The following is a 16,078-nucleotide window of genomic DNA, read 5'->3' as shown; positions in this document are numbered from 1 at the left end:
ATTAGTGAACTTCACCCATCATCTTTTTAATAATTGGTTTGAGCAGGAAGAGCAATACTGCAGAACCTACAACTGTGTAAACGATTAGCATGTATTGATCTGGCATTTGCGCCAAAGCCTCTTCTGAACCCCCACTAGCCTCTCCAGCAATCAAACCAGCGATCAGATTACCCAAAGCAACAGAAAGGAACCAAATACCCATCATTTGACCGCCATATCCATTGGGAGCAAGCTTGGTAACCAAACTCAAGCCCACAGGCGACAAACTCAGTTCTCCAAAGGTATGAAGCATGTAAGTCATAATTAGCCAAGTAGGAGCTGCCAAATCACCTGAGGCAGCGATCTTGGCTGCGAAATACATCACAAAGAATCCAAGACCTAATAGCAATAGGCCAAAAGTAAATTTCAAAGGAGAACTTGGTTCCAAGTTTCTTCTACCCAGCCATACCCAAAGCGCACCAAAGAAAGGAGCAAAAATGATAATGAATAGGGAATTAATGGATTGGAAATAACTGGCAGGAATCTCCCATCCGAAAACTGTACGATCTGTAAATCTTTCGCCAAACAAGTTTAAAGTGGAACCAGCCTGCTCAAAACCTGACCAGAACATGGCAGAGAAAAGAAACAGGATTGCGATTACACCAACTTTATTTTTATCTGATTTACTCAATCCACCAAAAGCGATCACATAACCTAAATAGCCAAAAGCAACTAAGGCAATAACAGTACCTGAAGCACCTGCAATGGCTGAAACATTAATTGGAATTACTCCCATAAAAAGTACAGCCAAAATCGCTACCAAGCCTACTCCTATCCAAGCGACAGATGATTTTAGTTTCTTTTGACTTTCAATTTCACTTGGAGTTTCTACGACAGGAGGCTCACCATATTGTTCAATGTTTTTAGCAGTCAATTTATACTGGATCAATCCCAAAACCATCCCAAAACCTGCTAATCCAAAGCCTAAATGCATGTCATAAGTGGCCAAAGTTCCACAAGCAATAGGTGCAATAAAACCACCTAAGTTGATTCCCATATAGAAAATTGAGAATCCTGCATCTCGTTTGGTGCTTCCTTTCGGATACAATTGACCTACTATCGAGCTGATATTTGGTTTAAGCAATCCTGTACCTAGTACGATTAAGATCAATCCCAGGAAGAAAGTGGAAGTATCTAGAGAAGTAAGAGATGTTTTTGGTCCTTGGTTTCCTTCTACTAGGGACATAACACCCGGAACTGCCATCATAAAGTGCCCAATCGCAATAATGATCCCTCCATACCAAACTGATTTTTTCAATCCAAAAAGTCGGTCAGCTAACCAACCTCCTGGCAAAGCCAATAAGTAAACTCCCATTGTATACAAACCATAGATGGCTCCAGAAGTAGTATCATCAAAACCTAAGCCTCCATCGGCGATAGTTTTTGTCATAAATAAAATGAGCAAAGCACGCATGCCATAATAGCTGAAGCGCTCCCACATTTCGGTAAAAAACAAGGTCATCAAACCTTTTGGGTGACCAAAAACCGTAGGTCCTTCAAATTCCGGAGTAAGTTGTTTTTCCAAGGAGTTATCTATTTGGGTGAATATTTAATTTACAATGATAATCGTTTTTGGGACTTTTTACCAAGAATCTTGATAAGTGGCTTCTCAAAACCGGATTGTCTTACACATTTTTTTTGGGTTAATAACTGATATCCATCATGTTATTTTTACTCAACCAAATATTTTATTGATTTTTATTCGTAATCGATTGAAAAGCCAAATTTCGCACATTTTTGATTTTATTTTCTCCCCTTTTGCTTACTTTTGTGAAGACTTATTTCAGTTAGTAAACCCAAATTGTATATGCAGAACAGCGTTCTGGAAAAACCCAAAATGCCAAAAGTTCTAAAAGAGATTAGAACCACTGGATCCACTTATTTCAACCTTAGTCCAGCAGAACTTATTGAACAGTCACTGGAAAGAAATGAGGGTAAGCTTACATCTACCGGAGCCTTAATGGCTGACACCGGAAAATTTACCGGAAGATCACCTAAAGACAGATTTATTGTTTTAGATGAAAAAACAGAAAAATCTGTCTGGTGGGGTGACATTAACATCCCTTTTGATTCTAAGAAGTTTGATCAGCTTGCGGAGAAAATGAAGTATTTCCTTAGCCAAAAAGATCTCTTTATTCGGGATGTTTATGCTGGAGCGGATCCAAATCATCGTTTAAAAATCAGGGTATATAATACGCTTGCATGGCATAATCTTTTTTGTCATAATATGTTTATTAGGCCTGAGAAAGATGAATTAAAGTCTTTTGAACCTGATTTTACGATAATCTGTGCTCCGGAATTTCAGGCTGATCCTGCGTTAGATGGAACGCGCAATTCCAATTTTGCCATCCTTAATTTGAGTAAAAGAATGATCCTGATTGGTGGTACAGCCTATGCAGGTGAAATGAAAAAAGGGATTTTCTCAGTATTAAATTTTCTCTTGCCTCATGAAAAAGGCATTCTTTCCATGCACTGCTCCGCTAATATTGGCAAAAGTGGTGACACAGCTATTTTCTTTGGATTATCCGGAACTGGAAAAACCACATTATCAGCAGATCCAAATAGAAATCTAATCGGTGATGATGAGCATGGCTGGACGGATTCAGGAATTTTTAATTTCGAAGGTGGCTGTTATGCCAAAGTAATTGATCTTAGTCGGGAAAAAGAGCCAGAAATCTGGGATGCTATTCGGTTTGGAGCCATTGTGGAAAACACCAGATTTATGCCCGGAAGCCGAGAAGTCGACTATGCAAATAAATCAGTTACAGAGAATACAAGGACAGCCTACCCTATTCATCATATTTCAAATGCAAAGATTCCTTCTTTGGGAGGTATTCCAAAAAACATCTTTTTCCTAACTGCTGATGCATTTGGAGTGATTCCGCCTATTTCAAAATTGAATAAAAGCCAGGCCATGTACCATTTTATTTCAGGCTACACAGCAAAGGTAGCTGGTACTGAAATGGGTGTGACTGAGCCAAAATTGACATTTTCAGCCTGTTTTGGTGCGGCATTTTTGCCACTTCATCCTGCAACTTACGCTTCATTGTTTGGTGAAAAAATGGAAAAACAAGAAGTCAATGTCTGGTTGATCAATACAGGTTGGACCGGTGGACCTTATGGGATCGGATCAAGAATGAAATTATCCTATACCCGTGCCATGATATCTGCAGCTCTAGAAGATAAATTGGAGCAAGTATCTTTTGAAAAGCATCCGATATTTGGTTTTCAAATGCCGAAAACATGTGAAGGAGTGCCATCAGAAATCCTTAATCCAAGAAATACCTGGAAAAACCCTGAGGATTATGATCTTCAGGCAAAAGATCTTGCTGAATCTTTTGTGAAAAATTTTGAGCAGTTTAAAGATTATGCAACTCCGGATATAATGGAAGGAGCTCCTATTCTAGGTTAATTTTTAAAGGGAGATTATAATCTCCCTTTTATTTTATCACGGTATTATTCAATTAATCTTGTATTTTTGCATTCCCATTTTTAATTAAACTGAGTCCAATACATTTTATTAAACTTTAAATAATGAGAACAGCAGAAATTATAACAGAAAAAGGAACTATGAAGGTGGAATTCTATGAGAAGGATGCTCCTATTGCAGTTCAGAATTTTATTGATTTATCGAATAAAGGCTTTTACGACGGACTGACTTTTCACCGTGTAATCCCAAATTTTGTAATTCAAGGAGGATGCCCAATCGGAAACGGAGCTGGTGGACCAGGTTATAAAATCAAATGTGAATTGGATGGTGACAATCAATACCACGACAGAGGTGTGCTTTCCATGGCTCATGCAGGAAGAAACACAGGTGGATCACAGTTCTTTATCTGCCACAGTAGAGATAATACCGCTCATTTAGACAGAAACCATACTTGCTTTGGTAAAGTAGTGGAAGGATTGGACGTCATTGACGCGATCCGAGCAGGTGACAAAATCGAGAAAATAGTCGTAAGCGAATAATAATCAGAGCCCTCCAAATTAATTGGAGGGTTTATTTTTTTCAGGTATTCCGGATTTTTTGAGAGAATGGAATAGTTATTGGTCAATTGGCATTTCCAATCACAATTCTGAAATGCTAAAAAAATTACTACTACTCACGTGCTGTGTTTTTTTATTCCAAAATTCTTTTTCTCAGCGATATGGAAACGCAGTAGGAATCCGACTTGGCAACAATAATTTGAGCAGACAAGTTGGGATCACTTTCCAGCAAAGAATCTTAGAGCGAACAAGTATAGAAGGAATCTTACAAACTGATTTTGCAAGAAACTCCAGTCTAAGTCTTTTGCTAGAAAAGCACAGACCTATAATCTCAAAAAGATTCAATTATTACCTCGGTGCTGGGATTTCCTTTGGAAAGGAAGAAAGCTTTATGAAAAATGAAGCAAGCAAGGAAATCGTCCATACTTATGGCAACAATACAACTGGGATTGAGGCAATTGGAGGGATTGAATTCACCATTGCAAACACCGTTTTGTCCCTGGATTACAAGCCAAACTTCAACATTTCCGGAAGAGAAGAATTCTTCAGAGGACAGGTTGGGTTCTCAGCCAGGACAGTCTTAGTGAAAAGCAAGGAACAGAAAAAGCGCCAAAGACAGCGAAAAAGAGCTAAAAAGCAGCCTGAAAAAGCATCTTTTGGAGAACAAGTAAAATCCATTTTCCAAAAGAACTAGAGAACTTTATTTACTGATTGAGTCTCTAAAAACTTTCTCGTGGATCTCTGAATTTTTCACAACAGATCTATACCACTGTAGCCTGATTTCTTTTTTTTCTTTATCAGATAAATAAAAATCAGGGATTTTCGATTTGTCAGCTCGCTGGATTAAATCATGCAAAAATAAAGATGCCGCAACAGAGATATTGAAACTCTCGGTAAAGCCATGCATCGGAATATGCACCAAACCATCAGCTAATTGCTTTACTTCCTCGCTGATTCCTTCATGCTCATTCCCAAAAACCAAAGCAATTTTTTCGTTGGGGTTTAATTGATCCAAAGGAATTGAGTTGGCCTCAGGGCTAGTTCCAAATATTTTATATCCTTTATTTCGAAGTGTTTCGAAGCATTCTTGAACACCTGAATTCTCTGGCTGGTGGTATTTGTAAAGGTCTACCCATTGCGATGCTCCTCGAGTTACAAATGGATTGATTTTATAAACCTGAGTTTTCTCAATGACATGCACATCCTGAATACCAAAACAATCGCATGTTCGCAGTACAGCACTGGCATTATGAGGTTTAAAAATATTCTCAAGTACCACTGTAAAAAATCGGGTTCTTTGGGACAATACGTTTTCCATCACACGCTTTTTATGTGCGGTCACATATTGCCCCAAATAGTTTATTAGTCCCTGCTCAATATCATTGGAAAAATCCTGATCCATTAAAACAAACCTAATTGCTCTTCATCGTCTTTCTTAACTGATAGATCGATAGTTTTCCCAACTTCAATTTGTTCATCGTCATCCTCATCACTCTCCTCTCCATCTTCCTCACTTTCTTCAACAGCTTTTTTGGATTCTATTAAGCTTAGATTTTTGATTTGGTAAGTGCTCAACTTATTGCCGATAGCCTTCCACCCTTTTACATCAATCAGCATATCCAAATCGTACTCCATTACCTCTTCTTCTTTTCCTTTTACAAGTGTAACAGATGCTTGAGGTTGTTTCTCAGTGGAAACCAATTTTAGATAAGACTGCTTATGGTCGGTGATGAAGTTGAATTTCTTGTTCAGGGTTGTAGTCTCAATCTGGAATCTCTTGACATAATAGGTTTTGCTGCTTCCATCGTAATAGATTGCAGAAACTACCTTTTCAGGAACAAATTTCTCAATCAACAAAACCTCTGAAGGCTCATATCGATTGGTCAATTCAAAAGTCGTCAGTTCATAGTCTCCACTCTTATAGCAAACCAGAACTCGATCTTCGCCAAGGAAATTACCAATTAGGTTACCACGCTGATCTGTATTCAACCTTCCTACCACAGGATCATAGTAAATATCTAGACCACCTAAAGTGGAAACACCTTCCATTTTTAGCTGGATTTTTCTGACAGGGTATCTAGTCAGAATATTTCCTCCTGCTCCCCTCCCTTTGATTTCAATTGTTGCAAAGTCAAAATCAAATACTTTTACTCTTGCTTTGGCACCTTGAGTCAGATAAACAGTTACTATTTCTGCCTCACCATTTGGATTGGCGGTCAGATACATAGCCTTAGAGCCTTTGCTTCCTTTGGTAAGATCATATTCCTTATCCCGGGTGACTGCAAGGACTTGGAAACGTTTAACCATTGCCCTGCCAGAACCTCCATCCAGGTAAATCAGGTTATAAACCATGCGCTCATCGCCTTTCCTGAAAACAGCCACATGGAGAATATCCTTACCCATGAAATTCTTTTCCTGGATCTTGGAAACCATGCATTTCCCGTCTTTCCGAATGACGATGATATCATCTAAGTCAGAACAGTCGCAAACAAATTCATCCTTTTTCAAACCAGTACCAACAAAGCCATCAGCTCTGTTTACATAAAGTTTGGCATTATTTGCCGCCACGACATTGGCCTGAATCGTATCAAATGCTCTGATTTCTGTTTTACGCTCCCTTCCCTTTCCGTATTTGGTCAAAAGGTTTTGGTAATATTTGATCGCGTAATCTGTCAGATGCTTCAAGTTGTAATTGACTTCTTTCAACTCTTCCTGAAGCTTTCTCATCAATTCATCTGCTTTGAAAGCATCGAATTTTGAAATTCTCTTGATTCTAATTTCAGTTAATCGAATCAAATCTTCCTGAACAATCTCCCTGTAGAAATCCGGTTTAAAAGGTTCAAGTCCTTTGTCAATAGCTTCTAAAACCCCTTCCCAAGTCGTACATTCCTCGATGTCTCGGTAGATTCGGTTTTCGATGAAAATCTTTTCCAAAGAAGAGAAAAGCAATTTTTCCATCAGCTCAGCTTTCCGGATTTCCAATTCTCTTTTGAGAAGAGCTTTGGTTTGCTTGGTATTAAAAGCCAGAATATCATTGACATTCAAGAAAACCGGCTTATCCTCAATGATTACACAGGCATTGGGAGATATTGAAACCTCACAATCCGTGAATGCATAGAGTGCATCAATGGTCACATCGGGGGAAACACCAGGAGCTAACTGGATGGCTATTTCAACATCCTTAGCAGTATTATCAACAACTTTCTTGATCTTGATTTTGCCTTTATCATTAGCTTTCAAGATCGAATCAATCAAAGAATCAGTAGTTGTACCGTATGGTATCTCTTTGATTAATATTGTCTTACTATCCTCTTCTTCAATTTTTGCTCTAACCTTTACTTTTCCTCCTCTTTGTCCTCCATTGTATTCAGAAAAGTCAGCTAAGCCTCCTGTTATAAAATCAGGAAGCACATTGGTTGGATTGCCTTTTAGTACTTCTATGGATCCTTCGATCAACTCAATGAAGTTATGAGGAAGGATTTTGGTTGAAAGACCTACCGCAATCCCTTCTACTCCTTGGGCAAGTAGCAATGGGAATTTTACTGGAAGTGTGACTGGTTCACGCTTTCTCCCATCATAGGAAAGCTGCCATTCGGTAGTTTGAGGATTAAATACTACTTCTAGCGCAAACTTGGAAAGTCTCGCTTCAATATATCTTGCAGCGGCAGCACGGTCACCAGTACGTACATCACCCCAGTTACCCTGAGTTTCAATGAGCAAGTCTTTCTGTCCGATATTTACAATCGCATCACCAATAGAGGCATCTCCATGGGGATGGTATTGCATAGACTGTCCAATGATGTTTGCGACTTTATTGAATCGCCCATCATCCATTTCCTTCATCGCGTGAAGGATCCTTCTCTGGACAGGTTTCAATCCATCTTCGATGGCTGGAACGGCACGTTCTAGGATAACATAGGAAGCATAATCAAGAAACCAGTCCTTATACATCCCGGTAACGGGCACCGAACCGTGTAAGCTTTCATCTCCTTCCTTGTGTAAATCGTTTTCTTCACTCATGTATTAATTCCTATTTATTCCGGTCAATGAATTCTCATTTCCCATTTTATCGAATTCTTAAATCAGGCTTTGAAATCAAGCAGCTTCTTCCTCTTCAGCTACAGCTTTTGGGTCTTCCAATGCAAGGTCTTTCTCGATTTTCAGATTATCGATAATGAAAGTCTGGCGATCAGGAGTGTTTTTGCCCATGTAGAAACTCAGAAGATCTGCAATTTTTGTTTCCTTATTCAAAATTATTGGCTCCAAGCGAATGTCTTCCCCGATGAATGTTCCGAATTCCTCAGGAGAGATTTCTCCCAAACCTTTAAATCGCGTGATTTCGGGCTTTGAACCCAGTTTATGGATTGCTCTCTGTCTTTCTTCATCGGTATAGCAATAAATAGTTTCCTTCTTATTTCGCACCCTAAATAGTGGGGTATCTAGAATAAAGAGGTGGCCATTTTTTACCAAATCAGGGAAAAACTGTAAGAAATACGTCATAATCAGCAAGCGAATGTGCATTCCATCCACATCAGCATCTGTCGCAATTACGATTTTTCTATAACGCAAGCTTTCAATTCCATCTTCAATATTAAGTGCATGCTGAAGTAGGTTGAATTCTTCATTTTCATAAACCACTTTCTTGGTCATCCCATAACAATTCAATGGTTTCCCGCGAAGTGAAAAAACTGCCTGTGTCTGCACATCCCTTGATTTGGTGATAGAACCAGAAGCTGAGTCACCTTCGGTGATAAACAACATGGTGTTGTTTTTCAGGTCTTCATTCGCTTTGGGATCATCGTAGTGAACACGGCAATCTCTTAGTTTTTTATTATGAAGATTCGCCTTTTTGGCTCGCTCATTTGCAAGTTTCTTGATTCCTGAGATTTCCTTTCTTTCTCTTTCAGATTGAAGGATTCTCTTCAATAAAGCATCAGCAACAGCTGGGTTTTTATGCAAATAATTATCCAGTTCTGTCTTGATAAAGTCATTGACAAAAGTCCTGAGAGTAGGTCCATCTGGTCCCACAGATTGAGAACCTAGTTTGGTCTTGGTCTGAGATTCAAAAACCGGCTCCTGAACTCTAACAGCAATGGCTGCCACCACGCTCTGTCTGATATCAGAAGCATCGTAATCTTTCTTATAAAACTCTCGAATTGTCTTCACAATGGCCTCTCGAAAAGCAGCCAAGTGAGTTCCTCCTTGAGTCGTGTATTGCCCATTCACGAAGGAATAATATTCTTCTCCGTATTGACCAGTATGCGTAATCGCTACTTCGATATCATTTCCTTTCAGATGAATGATCGGATAGCGGATACTTTCTTCGTCTACTTTGTTTGAAAGCAGGTCAAAGAGTCCTTTATCAGAAAAGTACTTCTTGCCATTGTAATTGATGGTCAAGCCAGCATTTAAATAGGCATAATTCCAAATCTGGTTTTCAAGATATTCTGGAATGAAATGGTAGTTTTTGAAAATACTTGCATCTGGAGAAAAGGTAACTTTCGTACCATTTCTATCTGAAGTCTTTCCGATAGGTGGATCATTGGTCAAAATACCTTTCTCAAATTCTGCTACTTTGGTCTCTCCATCTCGGTAAGCCTGTACTTTAAAAAAATCGGAAAGCGCATTTACAGCTTTGGTACCTACTCCATTCAGACCAACAGATTTTTGAAAAGCTCCCGAGTCATATTTACCTCCTGTATTGATTTTAGAAACACAATCGATCACTTTGCCCAAAGGAATCCCTCTACCATAATCCCTAACTTCCACTTTGTGTTCAGTAATCTTCACATCGATGGTTCTTCCATATCCCATCATATGTTCGTCAATCGAGTTGTCCAAAACCTCCTTTACCAAAACATAAATCCCATCATCCTGGGCACTACCGTCTCCAAGTTTCCCGATATACATACCAGGACGTAATCGAATATGCTCTCTCCAATCGAGAGATTTAATACTGTCTTCTGTATATTTTACTGGTTCTGCCATAATCTAATTCTAGTAAAACCTGATCAGGATTTGTTTTGTACTTGTTTGAATTTACCCACCATAATAGCAAATAATCCAATGATCCAAATGACAAATAATGTCGGAATGATGTAAAACAAGAAATCAAACTGCTGAGGTGCATCATCATCTTGATTATTCACAGCATGTGTGTAAAAGATCAAAAGCGCCAAGCTGACATTTAATATTCCACCAAAAGAATAAAACCATCCTAGATAATAATCCCTAAATTTATCTCCAACAGGAAAGAGTCGGACTAAGCCTCTGTGGTTTTTTGTTTCCAGTAATTTGGGAGGAAGTAAATTGATCGCATTAAACAGGACGAAAACCGCAATCATTCCGTAAAAGAAAGTTCCTCTGCTTAATTCCGTGAGTAAGTTTCCTTCTTCATTTTGACTAAAACTGATTTTCTCAGGCAAGGCTGAATAGAAATACAGCAAGTAAAAAACAAAGAATAGAATGCTCAGGAAATAGAAGGCTTTGCCAAACCGATAGTACATAATTTATTGGGGATTGAATCTGCTAATATAAAGGATTTGGGCAAACAGAAGTGGCTAAAATTATGTTCCTTTAATGATTATATTTGACAAATTCAGTCAAATCAAACCCAAATAAATGAACCTCAGTCCAGTAGTAATTGCCATTCCGATGTATTTCATCTTAATGGCGATTGAAATGATTGCTCTTAGATTTCAAAAACACCCTGGCTATCGAATCAACGATGCTATTACCAATATTAATTGCGGGGTCATGTCCCAGGTTACCGGAGTTTTTTTTAAAGTCCTTTCAATTGGGATTTACACTGTCATTTATGAGAAGTTCGCTTTTTTTCAAATCCCTGCTAATGTTTGGACCTTCTTCCTACTCTTCTTCTTGTATGACTTGTGTTACTATTGGGCACATCGAATGAGTCATGAAATCAATTTATTCTGGGGAGGACATGTAGTCCATCATTCCAGCGAAGAATACAATCTATCAGTAGCCTTGAGGCAAAGTAGCACCCAGACATTCTGGACTTTCTTTTTCTATTTTCCTTTAGCACTTCTAGGCTTTGATCCATTACAACTTATTTTAGCTTCTGGAATTAACCTATTATATCAATTTTGGATTCATACAGAGGTCATTGGCAAAATGGGTTTTCTGGAAAAATTCATGAATACCCCTTCCCATCACCGAGTTCATCATGGACGGAATCCTAAATACATTGACAAAAATCACGGGGGAACATTCATTCTATTCGATAAATGGTTTGGTACATTTCAGGAGGAGGAAGAAAAACCAACTTATGGCATCACAACTCCTGTAAGAAGTTGGAATCCTCTTTGGATCAATATTGCTCATTATGCCACCATGAAGGAAGAGATGAAGCAAATCAAAGGAATCAAGGATAAAATCAATTATCTATTTCATAAGCCAGGTTGGCTTCCTTCCTATTTGGGTGGATACAGAGCTCCAAAAGAAATAGAAGCCAATTTCCAGAAATTTGATACCGTAGTACCTTCTGTCATGAATTGGTACATTCTCTTTCAGTACATCCTGGTATTAATTTTAACTGGATTTTTCCTTTTCAAAGTTGATCAGTTTGATTGGCTTACGAAAACAGGTGTCAGTCTTTTGATCATTTGGACAACCATAAGCTTCTCAGGGGTTTTTGAGAAAAGAAGTTGGTATTTTCCTCAGGAAATTATCAGAGTCTTAGTCTTTGCACTGACTGTTTATTTCTTTCTGCAAAGTATTATTTCACTTCCCCTACTGCTTTCCAGCTTAGGTCTTTATACTTTTGCATCCTTATTCTGGCTTTGGAAAAACCAAAAGTTGACTTCAAAAATCTCTACAGCTTCCCTCTAATCATGTTTAAGTATTTCAGATTTATTCTACCTCTGGTATTAATTTGTCTTCTTTCCTGCGGTGGGAAATTAGATGCAGGAAACATCAATTTGGAAAACTGGAAGGCGGATCGCTATGGATGCAAGGGATTAAGGATGCAAGACAAGGAAGAATTAGAACGCATCAAAAATACTTTTCTGGGAGAAAACAACCAGTCCATTATCAAGACTTTTGGTAGACCGGACCGAGTGGAATTAGTGGATAAAAGTCAAAGTTTTTTCTTCTACTTTTTAGAACCAAGTGGTGATTGCGATGGCGTAGAAACAGAAAAAGAACCCCTGAGAGTTCTTTTTCGAATGAATGCGGTAAGTAATGTATCGGAAGTAACGATTACAACCCTGAACCCATAAAGCAAAGTGCAGCTGCGCCAAGCGTTCCTGCATTGTTTTCCAGAGTTGCTTTTTTAAGCTTCAGATCCTTTACATAATAATGGGTCAAATATTGCCTTATTGTATGATCCATCGCAGGCATCATAAATTCCAGTCCTGCGGAAATTCCTCCTCCAAAATAAACTTCAGTGACATCCAACACTCGAATGGTTGAAACAATTGCTTCGCCCAGAATGGTGCCAACCTCTTTGAAAACCATAAGAGAAACTTCATTTCCGGCTTTGGCTGTGTCTACCAATAAATGAGTTCCGAGTTCTTTATTGACTAGGTCACCAGCTTTTTCTGGATAAGCTGCGATCATTCGTTCCATGATGGTCAAAATTCCATTTCTTCCCACCAAGGTCTCCAATCGAGCATTTCCTCTTGAAAGCATGTGGCCCATTTCCATGGCATTTCCACGAGATCCTTTGAATACTTCACCATCTAAAACCAGAGCACTACCAATTCCAGTACCCATTGTGACAAATAAAAAATTTGCACTTGGATCATCCTTTCCAAAGTAGAATTCACCAATTCCAGCTGCAGCAGCATCGTTCTCTAAGAAAAATTCGTAATCGGGATATTTTGCTTCAAGGCCACCTTTAAGATTAAAGTCATTCAATGCAGGAATTGCAGGAATTTCCAGTGTTGTAGTTCTGTCTTTTGAAATCAGACCTGGAAGTCCGATTCCAACCTTTTTTACTTCAGGGTATTTTTCAAGATACTTCCCCACCACTGTGATAAAAGCAGGACCAAATCCCTCAGGGGCATCCCGAAAAGGCCGAGTGTCTTCTTTCTGGAAATCAACAATATGGCCTTCACGGTCTACTAGACCTATTTTTAGATGGGTTCCTCCCACGTCCACTCCTAAAAAGTGTGTATCCTGATTTTGCATGTTTATTGTTATAGGTTTGTGCTTCAAAAAAGCAAAAGAAATATTTTACTTCCTATATTCTTTGCCAATCTCCATGAAAATTTTGAAAACTGCAGGGCAAACAAGCGTATTTTTCAGACTTAATGCCAAAATTCCATGCATATTTTTTCGATTGGTGTGCGGATATTCCCTGCACGCTTTTGGTCTGGAATCATAGACCAAACATTTATTATCCTCATTTAAAAATGGACAGGGTGAAGAGTTTAAAACAAAATCTCCCTCCTCATCACGATATAGGTATTGGTCAATAAATTCGCTGCTTTTCATTCGAAACACCTTAGCTAGACGATCAATATCAGTCTGAATAAAAATCGGACTTGTCGTCTTGCAGCAATTTGCGCATTCTAGGCAATCAAGTTCAGCAAAAGTCTCCTCATGCAATTGCTCAAATTTTTGATCCAGTTCTTTCGGCTTGACCTTTCTTAGCCTTTCCTTCAGTTTCTTATTTGCTGGAAATTCTGATTTACTTTCCTTCCCAAAGCTCTCCAAGTCAATTTTCATGACAGCAAATCATATTTTGTATTTTTAATTTAAACCAAGACTATTTTTATAAACTATAGATTTTCAGTATATTATATAGAATTAAACCCAAATCCCTATGAAAACACATCCCTCAGAACTCTATTTCTATCATAGTCCAGACCAGTTGATAGACAAGCAAACTTTAGCCTATGCACATTCGGTGGCTAAGTTTATCAATCAAATTGATGTGGTCAAAGAAAGGATTACCACCACGCAATGGAACAGCATGTTGATGAAACTTAATCTCCGTGCCAAGGACTTGTTGAATAAGGCCCATCCTCAATACCAAGCTTTGATCGCGGGTAAAAACTGGGATGATGAAAGCTGGCTGAACATCTTGGTTAGGTATCCACATTTGATTAAATCACCGATTGCCGTGTTGAGAAATAAGGCAATTCTCTGCCGAACTCCAAGCGATATTCTGCGGCTTAATTAGTGGAGTTAATGGCAATACCGTCTACCTGAATTCTGATTTTACCTGCTTTGTATAGTTGCCCAATACATTGCTTGAAATGCTTTTTGCTCATCCCTAGCTCTTTTTGAATCAGCTCTGGAGCAGATTTATCATGAAGTGGCATAAAGCCTTTTTCTTCTAAAATCGAGAGAATCAGCTCCGAGCCTTCATCATATTTCACCCTTCCTGGAGGTAGCAATTGCAAATCTACTTTTCCATCATCTCTTCTTTTCTTGACATAAAATTTTCGTAATTCTCCGATTTCAATCGGCTGGAAAACTTCATTGGAAAAGACCAAACCTTCGTATTTATCTTCTATCAAGACTTTATATCCCAAGTCAGTTTTATCGAAGACTAATCCTGAAACTTCGGTCCCAAAGCCAAAATCCTCTGGAGCAGGAGAAAGAAAGTCTCTATACTTATTGACACCAATCAATCGATTAGTTTGGAAATCCACACAGACTTTTACCAAGTATTTCTTGCCGGCAACCATATTTTGGCCCATTTCCGCTTTCGGAACAAAAAGATCCTTTGGCAATCCCCAATCTAAAAAAGCACCAAAAGAAGCCACTTCTTTTACTTCCAAAACTGCAAACTCATCCAAAAGTGCTTTTGGGCTTTCTGTCACAGCAACAGGTCTATCCTCACTATCCGTGTAAACAAATACAGCTATTTCTTCACCTTCTTTTTCATCTCCTAAAAGGTAACCTTTTGGCAATAAAACTTCTTCGCCTGAGCTGAGTGCCAAATATGCTCCAAAATCAGTGAACCTATTTATTGGCAGGTTACTGATCAAACCTAATTCTTTCATGCCCTAAAGGTAGGTATTAATCCTCTTTCAAGCGGGAAGTTTTTCCGACAAACAAAGTCGGGAAAGGGAAGTTGAAAATTGGAATTCGAAAAGCTTCGAACTAGCTTTGAAGACTTTAAAATATCGCATTTAAATAAAGAACCCAAAGTATAACTTTAAAATTGACCCTAAAATCCATGAAAAACATATCTGTAATCGGCTCAGGAACAATGGGAAATGGCATTGCTCATGTCTTTGCTCAGAATGGCTATTCTGTTTCTTTGATTGATTTAAAGCAGGATTTTCTTGACAAAGCTTTAGCAACCATCTCTAAAAATCTAGATAGACAAGTAAGCAAAGAATTAATCTCTGAGTCAGACAAAGAGGCTGCCTTATCCAAGATTGTGACTTATACAGATCTTGCAGAAGGAGTGAAAAATGCAGATCTAGTGATTGAGGCTGCCACTGAAAACATGGGGATCAAACTGGATCTTTTCCGTCAATTAGATAGTCTAACACCTCCTACTGCAATTCTGGCTTCTAATACTTCCTCTATTTCTATCACAAAGATTGCTGCAGTCACCAATCGTGCAGAGCAAGTGATTGGAATGCACTTCATGAATCCTGTTCCTGTGATGAAACTTGTTGAAGTAATCAGAGGATACGCCACTTCTGATGCGGTCACAAACCAAATCATGGAGCTTTCCAAAAAACTATCCAAGGAACCTGTAGAAGTAAATGATTATCCTGGTTTTGTCGCGAATAGGATTTTGATGCCTATGATTAACGAGGCGATTTATACCCTTTATGAAGGAGTGGCGGGCATAAATGAAATTGATACAGTGATGAAATTAGGGATGGCTCATCCGATGGGTCCACTTCAACTGGCTGATTTTATTGGCTTGGATGTATGTCTTTCTATCCTAAAAGTACTTCACGAAGGTTTTGGAAATCCGAAATATGCACCTTGTCCTTTATTGGCAAATATGGTAGAAGCTGGTTTCAAAGGTGTCAAATCCGGAGAAGGCTTTTATAAATACACCAAAGGGTCCAAGGATCTTGTGCTTTCTCCTAGGTTTTCAAAGTAAAAA

At 38.6% G+C, this 16,078-nt stretch carries 15 protein-coding genes; 7 read left to right on the top strand and 8 right to left on the bottom strand.

Annotated features, from left to right (window positions below):
* Position 1: 1 nt before the first annotated feature.
* The gene (locus tag J0A69_RS14135) at positions 2-1,501 is read right to left on the bottom strand and encodes a peptide MFS transporter (RefSeq protein WP_236032944.1); all 1,500 of its coding nucleotides are present in this window, start codon (positions 1,499-1,501) and stop codon (positions 2-4) included.
* 375 nt (positions 1,502-1,876) lie between these two features.
* Here J0A69_RS14135 and pckA point away from each other — a divergent pair, with 375 nt between their 5' ends.
* The 3 genes from pckA to J0A69_RS14120 all read left to right on the top strand — a co-directional run bounded on the left by pckA (position 1,877) and on the right by J0A69_RS14120 (position 4,720).
* Positions 1,877-3,451, top strand: a complete 1,575-nt coding sequence (gene pckA / locus J0A69_RS14130; protein WP_236032943.1) for a phosphoenolpyruvate carboxykinase (ATP) — start codon at positions 1,877-1,879, stop codon at positions 3,449-3,451.
* Between the two features lie 122 nt (positions 3,452-3,573).
* Complete coding sequence (locus J0A69_RS14125; RefSeq protein ID WP_206587257.1) at positions 3,574-4,008, top strand: peptidylprolyl isomerase; 435 nt, start codon at positions 3,574-3,576, stop codon at positions 4,006-4,008.
* Between the two features lie 112 nt (positions 4,009-4,120).
* Complete coding sequence (locus tag J0A69_RS14120; RefSeq protein ID WP_206587256.1) at positions 4,121-4,720, top strand: hypothetical protein; 600 nt, start codon at positions 4,121-4,123, stop codon at positions 4,718-4,720.
* A gap of 6 nt (positions 4,721-4,726) precedes the next feature.
* Here J0A69_RS14120 and J0A69_RS14115 read toward each other — a convergent pair whose 3' ends face one another.
* The 4 genes from J0A69_RS14115 to J0A69_RS14100 form a co-directional block, all read right to left on the bottom strand.
* Complete coding sequence (locus tag J0A69_RS14115) at positions 4,727-5,428, bottom strand: TrmH family RNA methyltransferase (protein WP_206587255.1); 702 nt, start codon at positions 5,426-5,428, stop codon at positions 4,727-4,729.
* Positions 5,428-8,046 carry a DNA gyrase/topoisomerase IV subunit A gene (locus tag J0A69_RS14110; RefSeq protein ID WP_206587254.1) on the bottom strand — a complete coding sequence of 873 codons (2,619 nt, stop codon included), beginning with the start codon at positions 8,044-8,046 and terminating at the stop codon, positions 5,428-5,430. The genes J0A69_RS14115 and J0A69_RS14110 overlap by 1 nt, the downstream gene beginning before the upstream one ends.
* A 75-nt stretch (positions 8,047-8,121) precedes the next feature.
* Positions 8,122-10,014 (bottom strand): DNA topoisomerase IV subunit B, encoded by a 1,893-nt coding sequence (locus tag J0A69_RS14105; RefSeq protein ID WP_206587253.1) that lies wholly within the window; start codon positions 10,012-10,014, stop codon positions 8,122-8,124.
* Between the two features lie 23 nt (positions 10,015-10,037).
* The gene (locus J0A69_RS14100; RefSeq protein ID WP_206587252.1) at positions 10,038-10,532 is read right to left on the bottom strand and encodes a DNA topoisomerase IV; all 495 of its coding nucleotides are present in this window, start codon (positions 10,530-10,532) and stop codon (positions 10,038-10,040) included.
* Positions 10,533-10,647: 115 nt separating this feature from the next.
* Between J0A69_RS14100 and J0A69_RS14095 the strand changes: the two genes are divergently transcribed.
* Both J0A69_RS14095 and J0A69_RS14090 read left to right on the top strand, forming a co-directional pair.
* Positions 10,648-11,880 carry a sterol desaturase family protein gene (locus J0A69_RS14095; RefSeq protein ID WP_206587251.1) on the top strand — a complete coding sequence of 411 codons (1,233 nt, stop codon included), beginning with the start codon at positions 10,648-10,650 and terminating at the stop codon, positions 11,878-11,880.
* Between the two features lie 2 nt (positions 11,881-11,882).
* Positions 11,883-12,269, top strand: a complete 387-nt coding sequence (locus tag J0A69_RS14090; protein WP_206587250.1) for a hypothetical protein — start codon at positions 11,883-11,885, stop codon at positions 12,267-12,269.
* Here J0A69_RS14090 and J0A69_RS14085 read toward each other — a convergent pair.
* Positions 12,250-13,182 carry an ROK family protein gene (locus tag J0A69_RS14085; RefSeq protein WP_206587249.1) on the bottom strand — a complete coding sequence of 311 codons (933 nt, stop codon included), beginning with the start codon at positions 13,180-13,182 and terminating at the stop codon, positions 12,250-12,252. The genes J0A69_RS14090 and J0A69_RS14085 overlap by 20 nt on opposite strands.
* Before the next feature lie 45 nt (positions 13,183-13,227).
* Positions 13,228-13,722, bottom strand: a complete 495-nt coding sequence (locus J0A69_RS14080; RefSeq protein WP_206587248.1) for a YkgJ family cysteine cluster protein — start codon at positions 13,720-13,722, stop codon at positions 13,228-13,230.
* Positions 13,723-13,819: 97 nt separating this feature from the next.
* Here J0A69_RS14080 and J0A69_RS14075 point away from each other — a divergent pair, with 97 nt between their 5' ends.
* Positions 13,820-14,179: an arsenate reductase family protein gene (locus J0A69_RS14075; RefSeq protein ID WP_206587247.1), complete on the top strand. Its 360-nt coding sequence runs from the start codon at positions 13,820-13,822 to the stop codon at positions 14,177-14,179.
* Here the strand turns inward: J0A69_RS14075 and J0A69_RS14070 are convergent.
* Positions 14,172-15,008, bottom strand: a complete 837-nt coding sequence (locus J0A69_RS14070) for a CvfB family protein (protein ID WP_206587246.1) — start codon at positions 15,006-15,008, stop codon at positions 14,172-14,174. The two genes, J0A69_RS14075 and J0A69_RS14070, sit on opposite strands and share 8 nt — an antisense overlap.
* 176 nt (positions 15,009-15,184) lie before the next feature.
* Between J0A69_RS14070 and J0A69_RS14065 the strand changes: the two genes are divergently transcribed.
* Positions 15,185-16,075, top strand: coding sequence for a 3-hydroxybutyryl-CoA dehydrogenase (locus tag J0A69_RS14065; protein WP_206587245.1), 891 nt, complete (start codon positions 15,185-15,187; stop codon positions 16,073-16,075).
* Positions 16,076-16,078: the final 3 nt, after the last annotated feature.

The sequence above is a fragment of the Algoriphagus pacificus genome (genome assembly GCF_017254845.1).
Taxonomy (GTDB): Bacteria; Bacteroidota; Bacteroidia; order Cytophagales; family Cyclobacteriaceae; genus Algoriphagus; species Algoriphagus pacificus.
The sequence above is the reverse complement of the archived record's forward strand: the minus strand, read 5'-3'. Positions and strand labels throughout refer to the sequence as shown.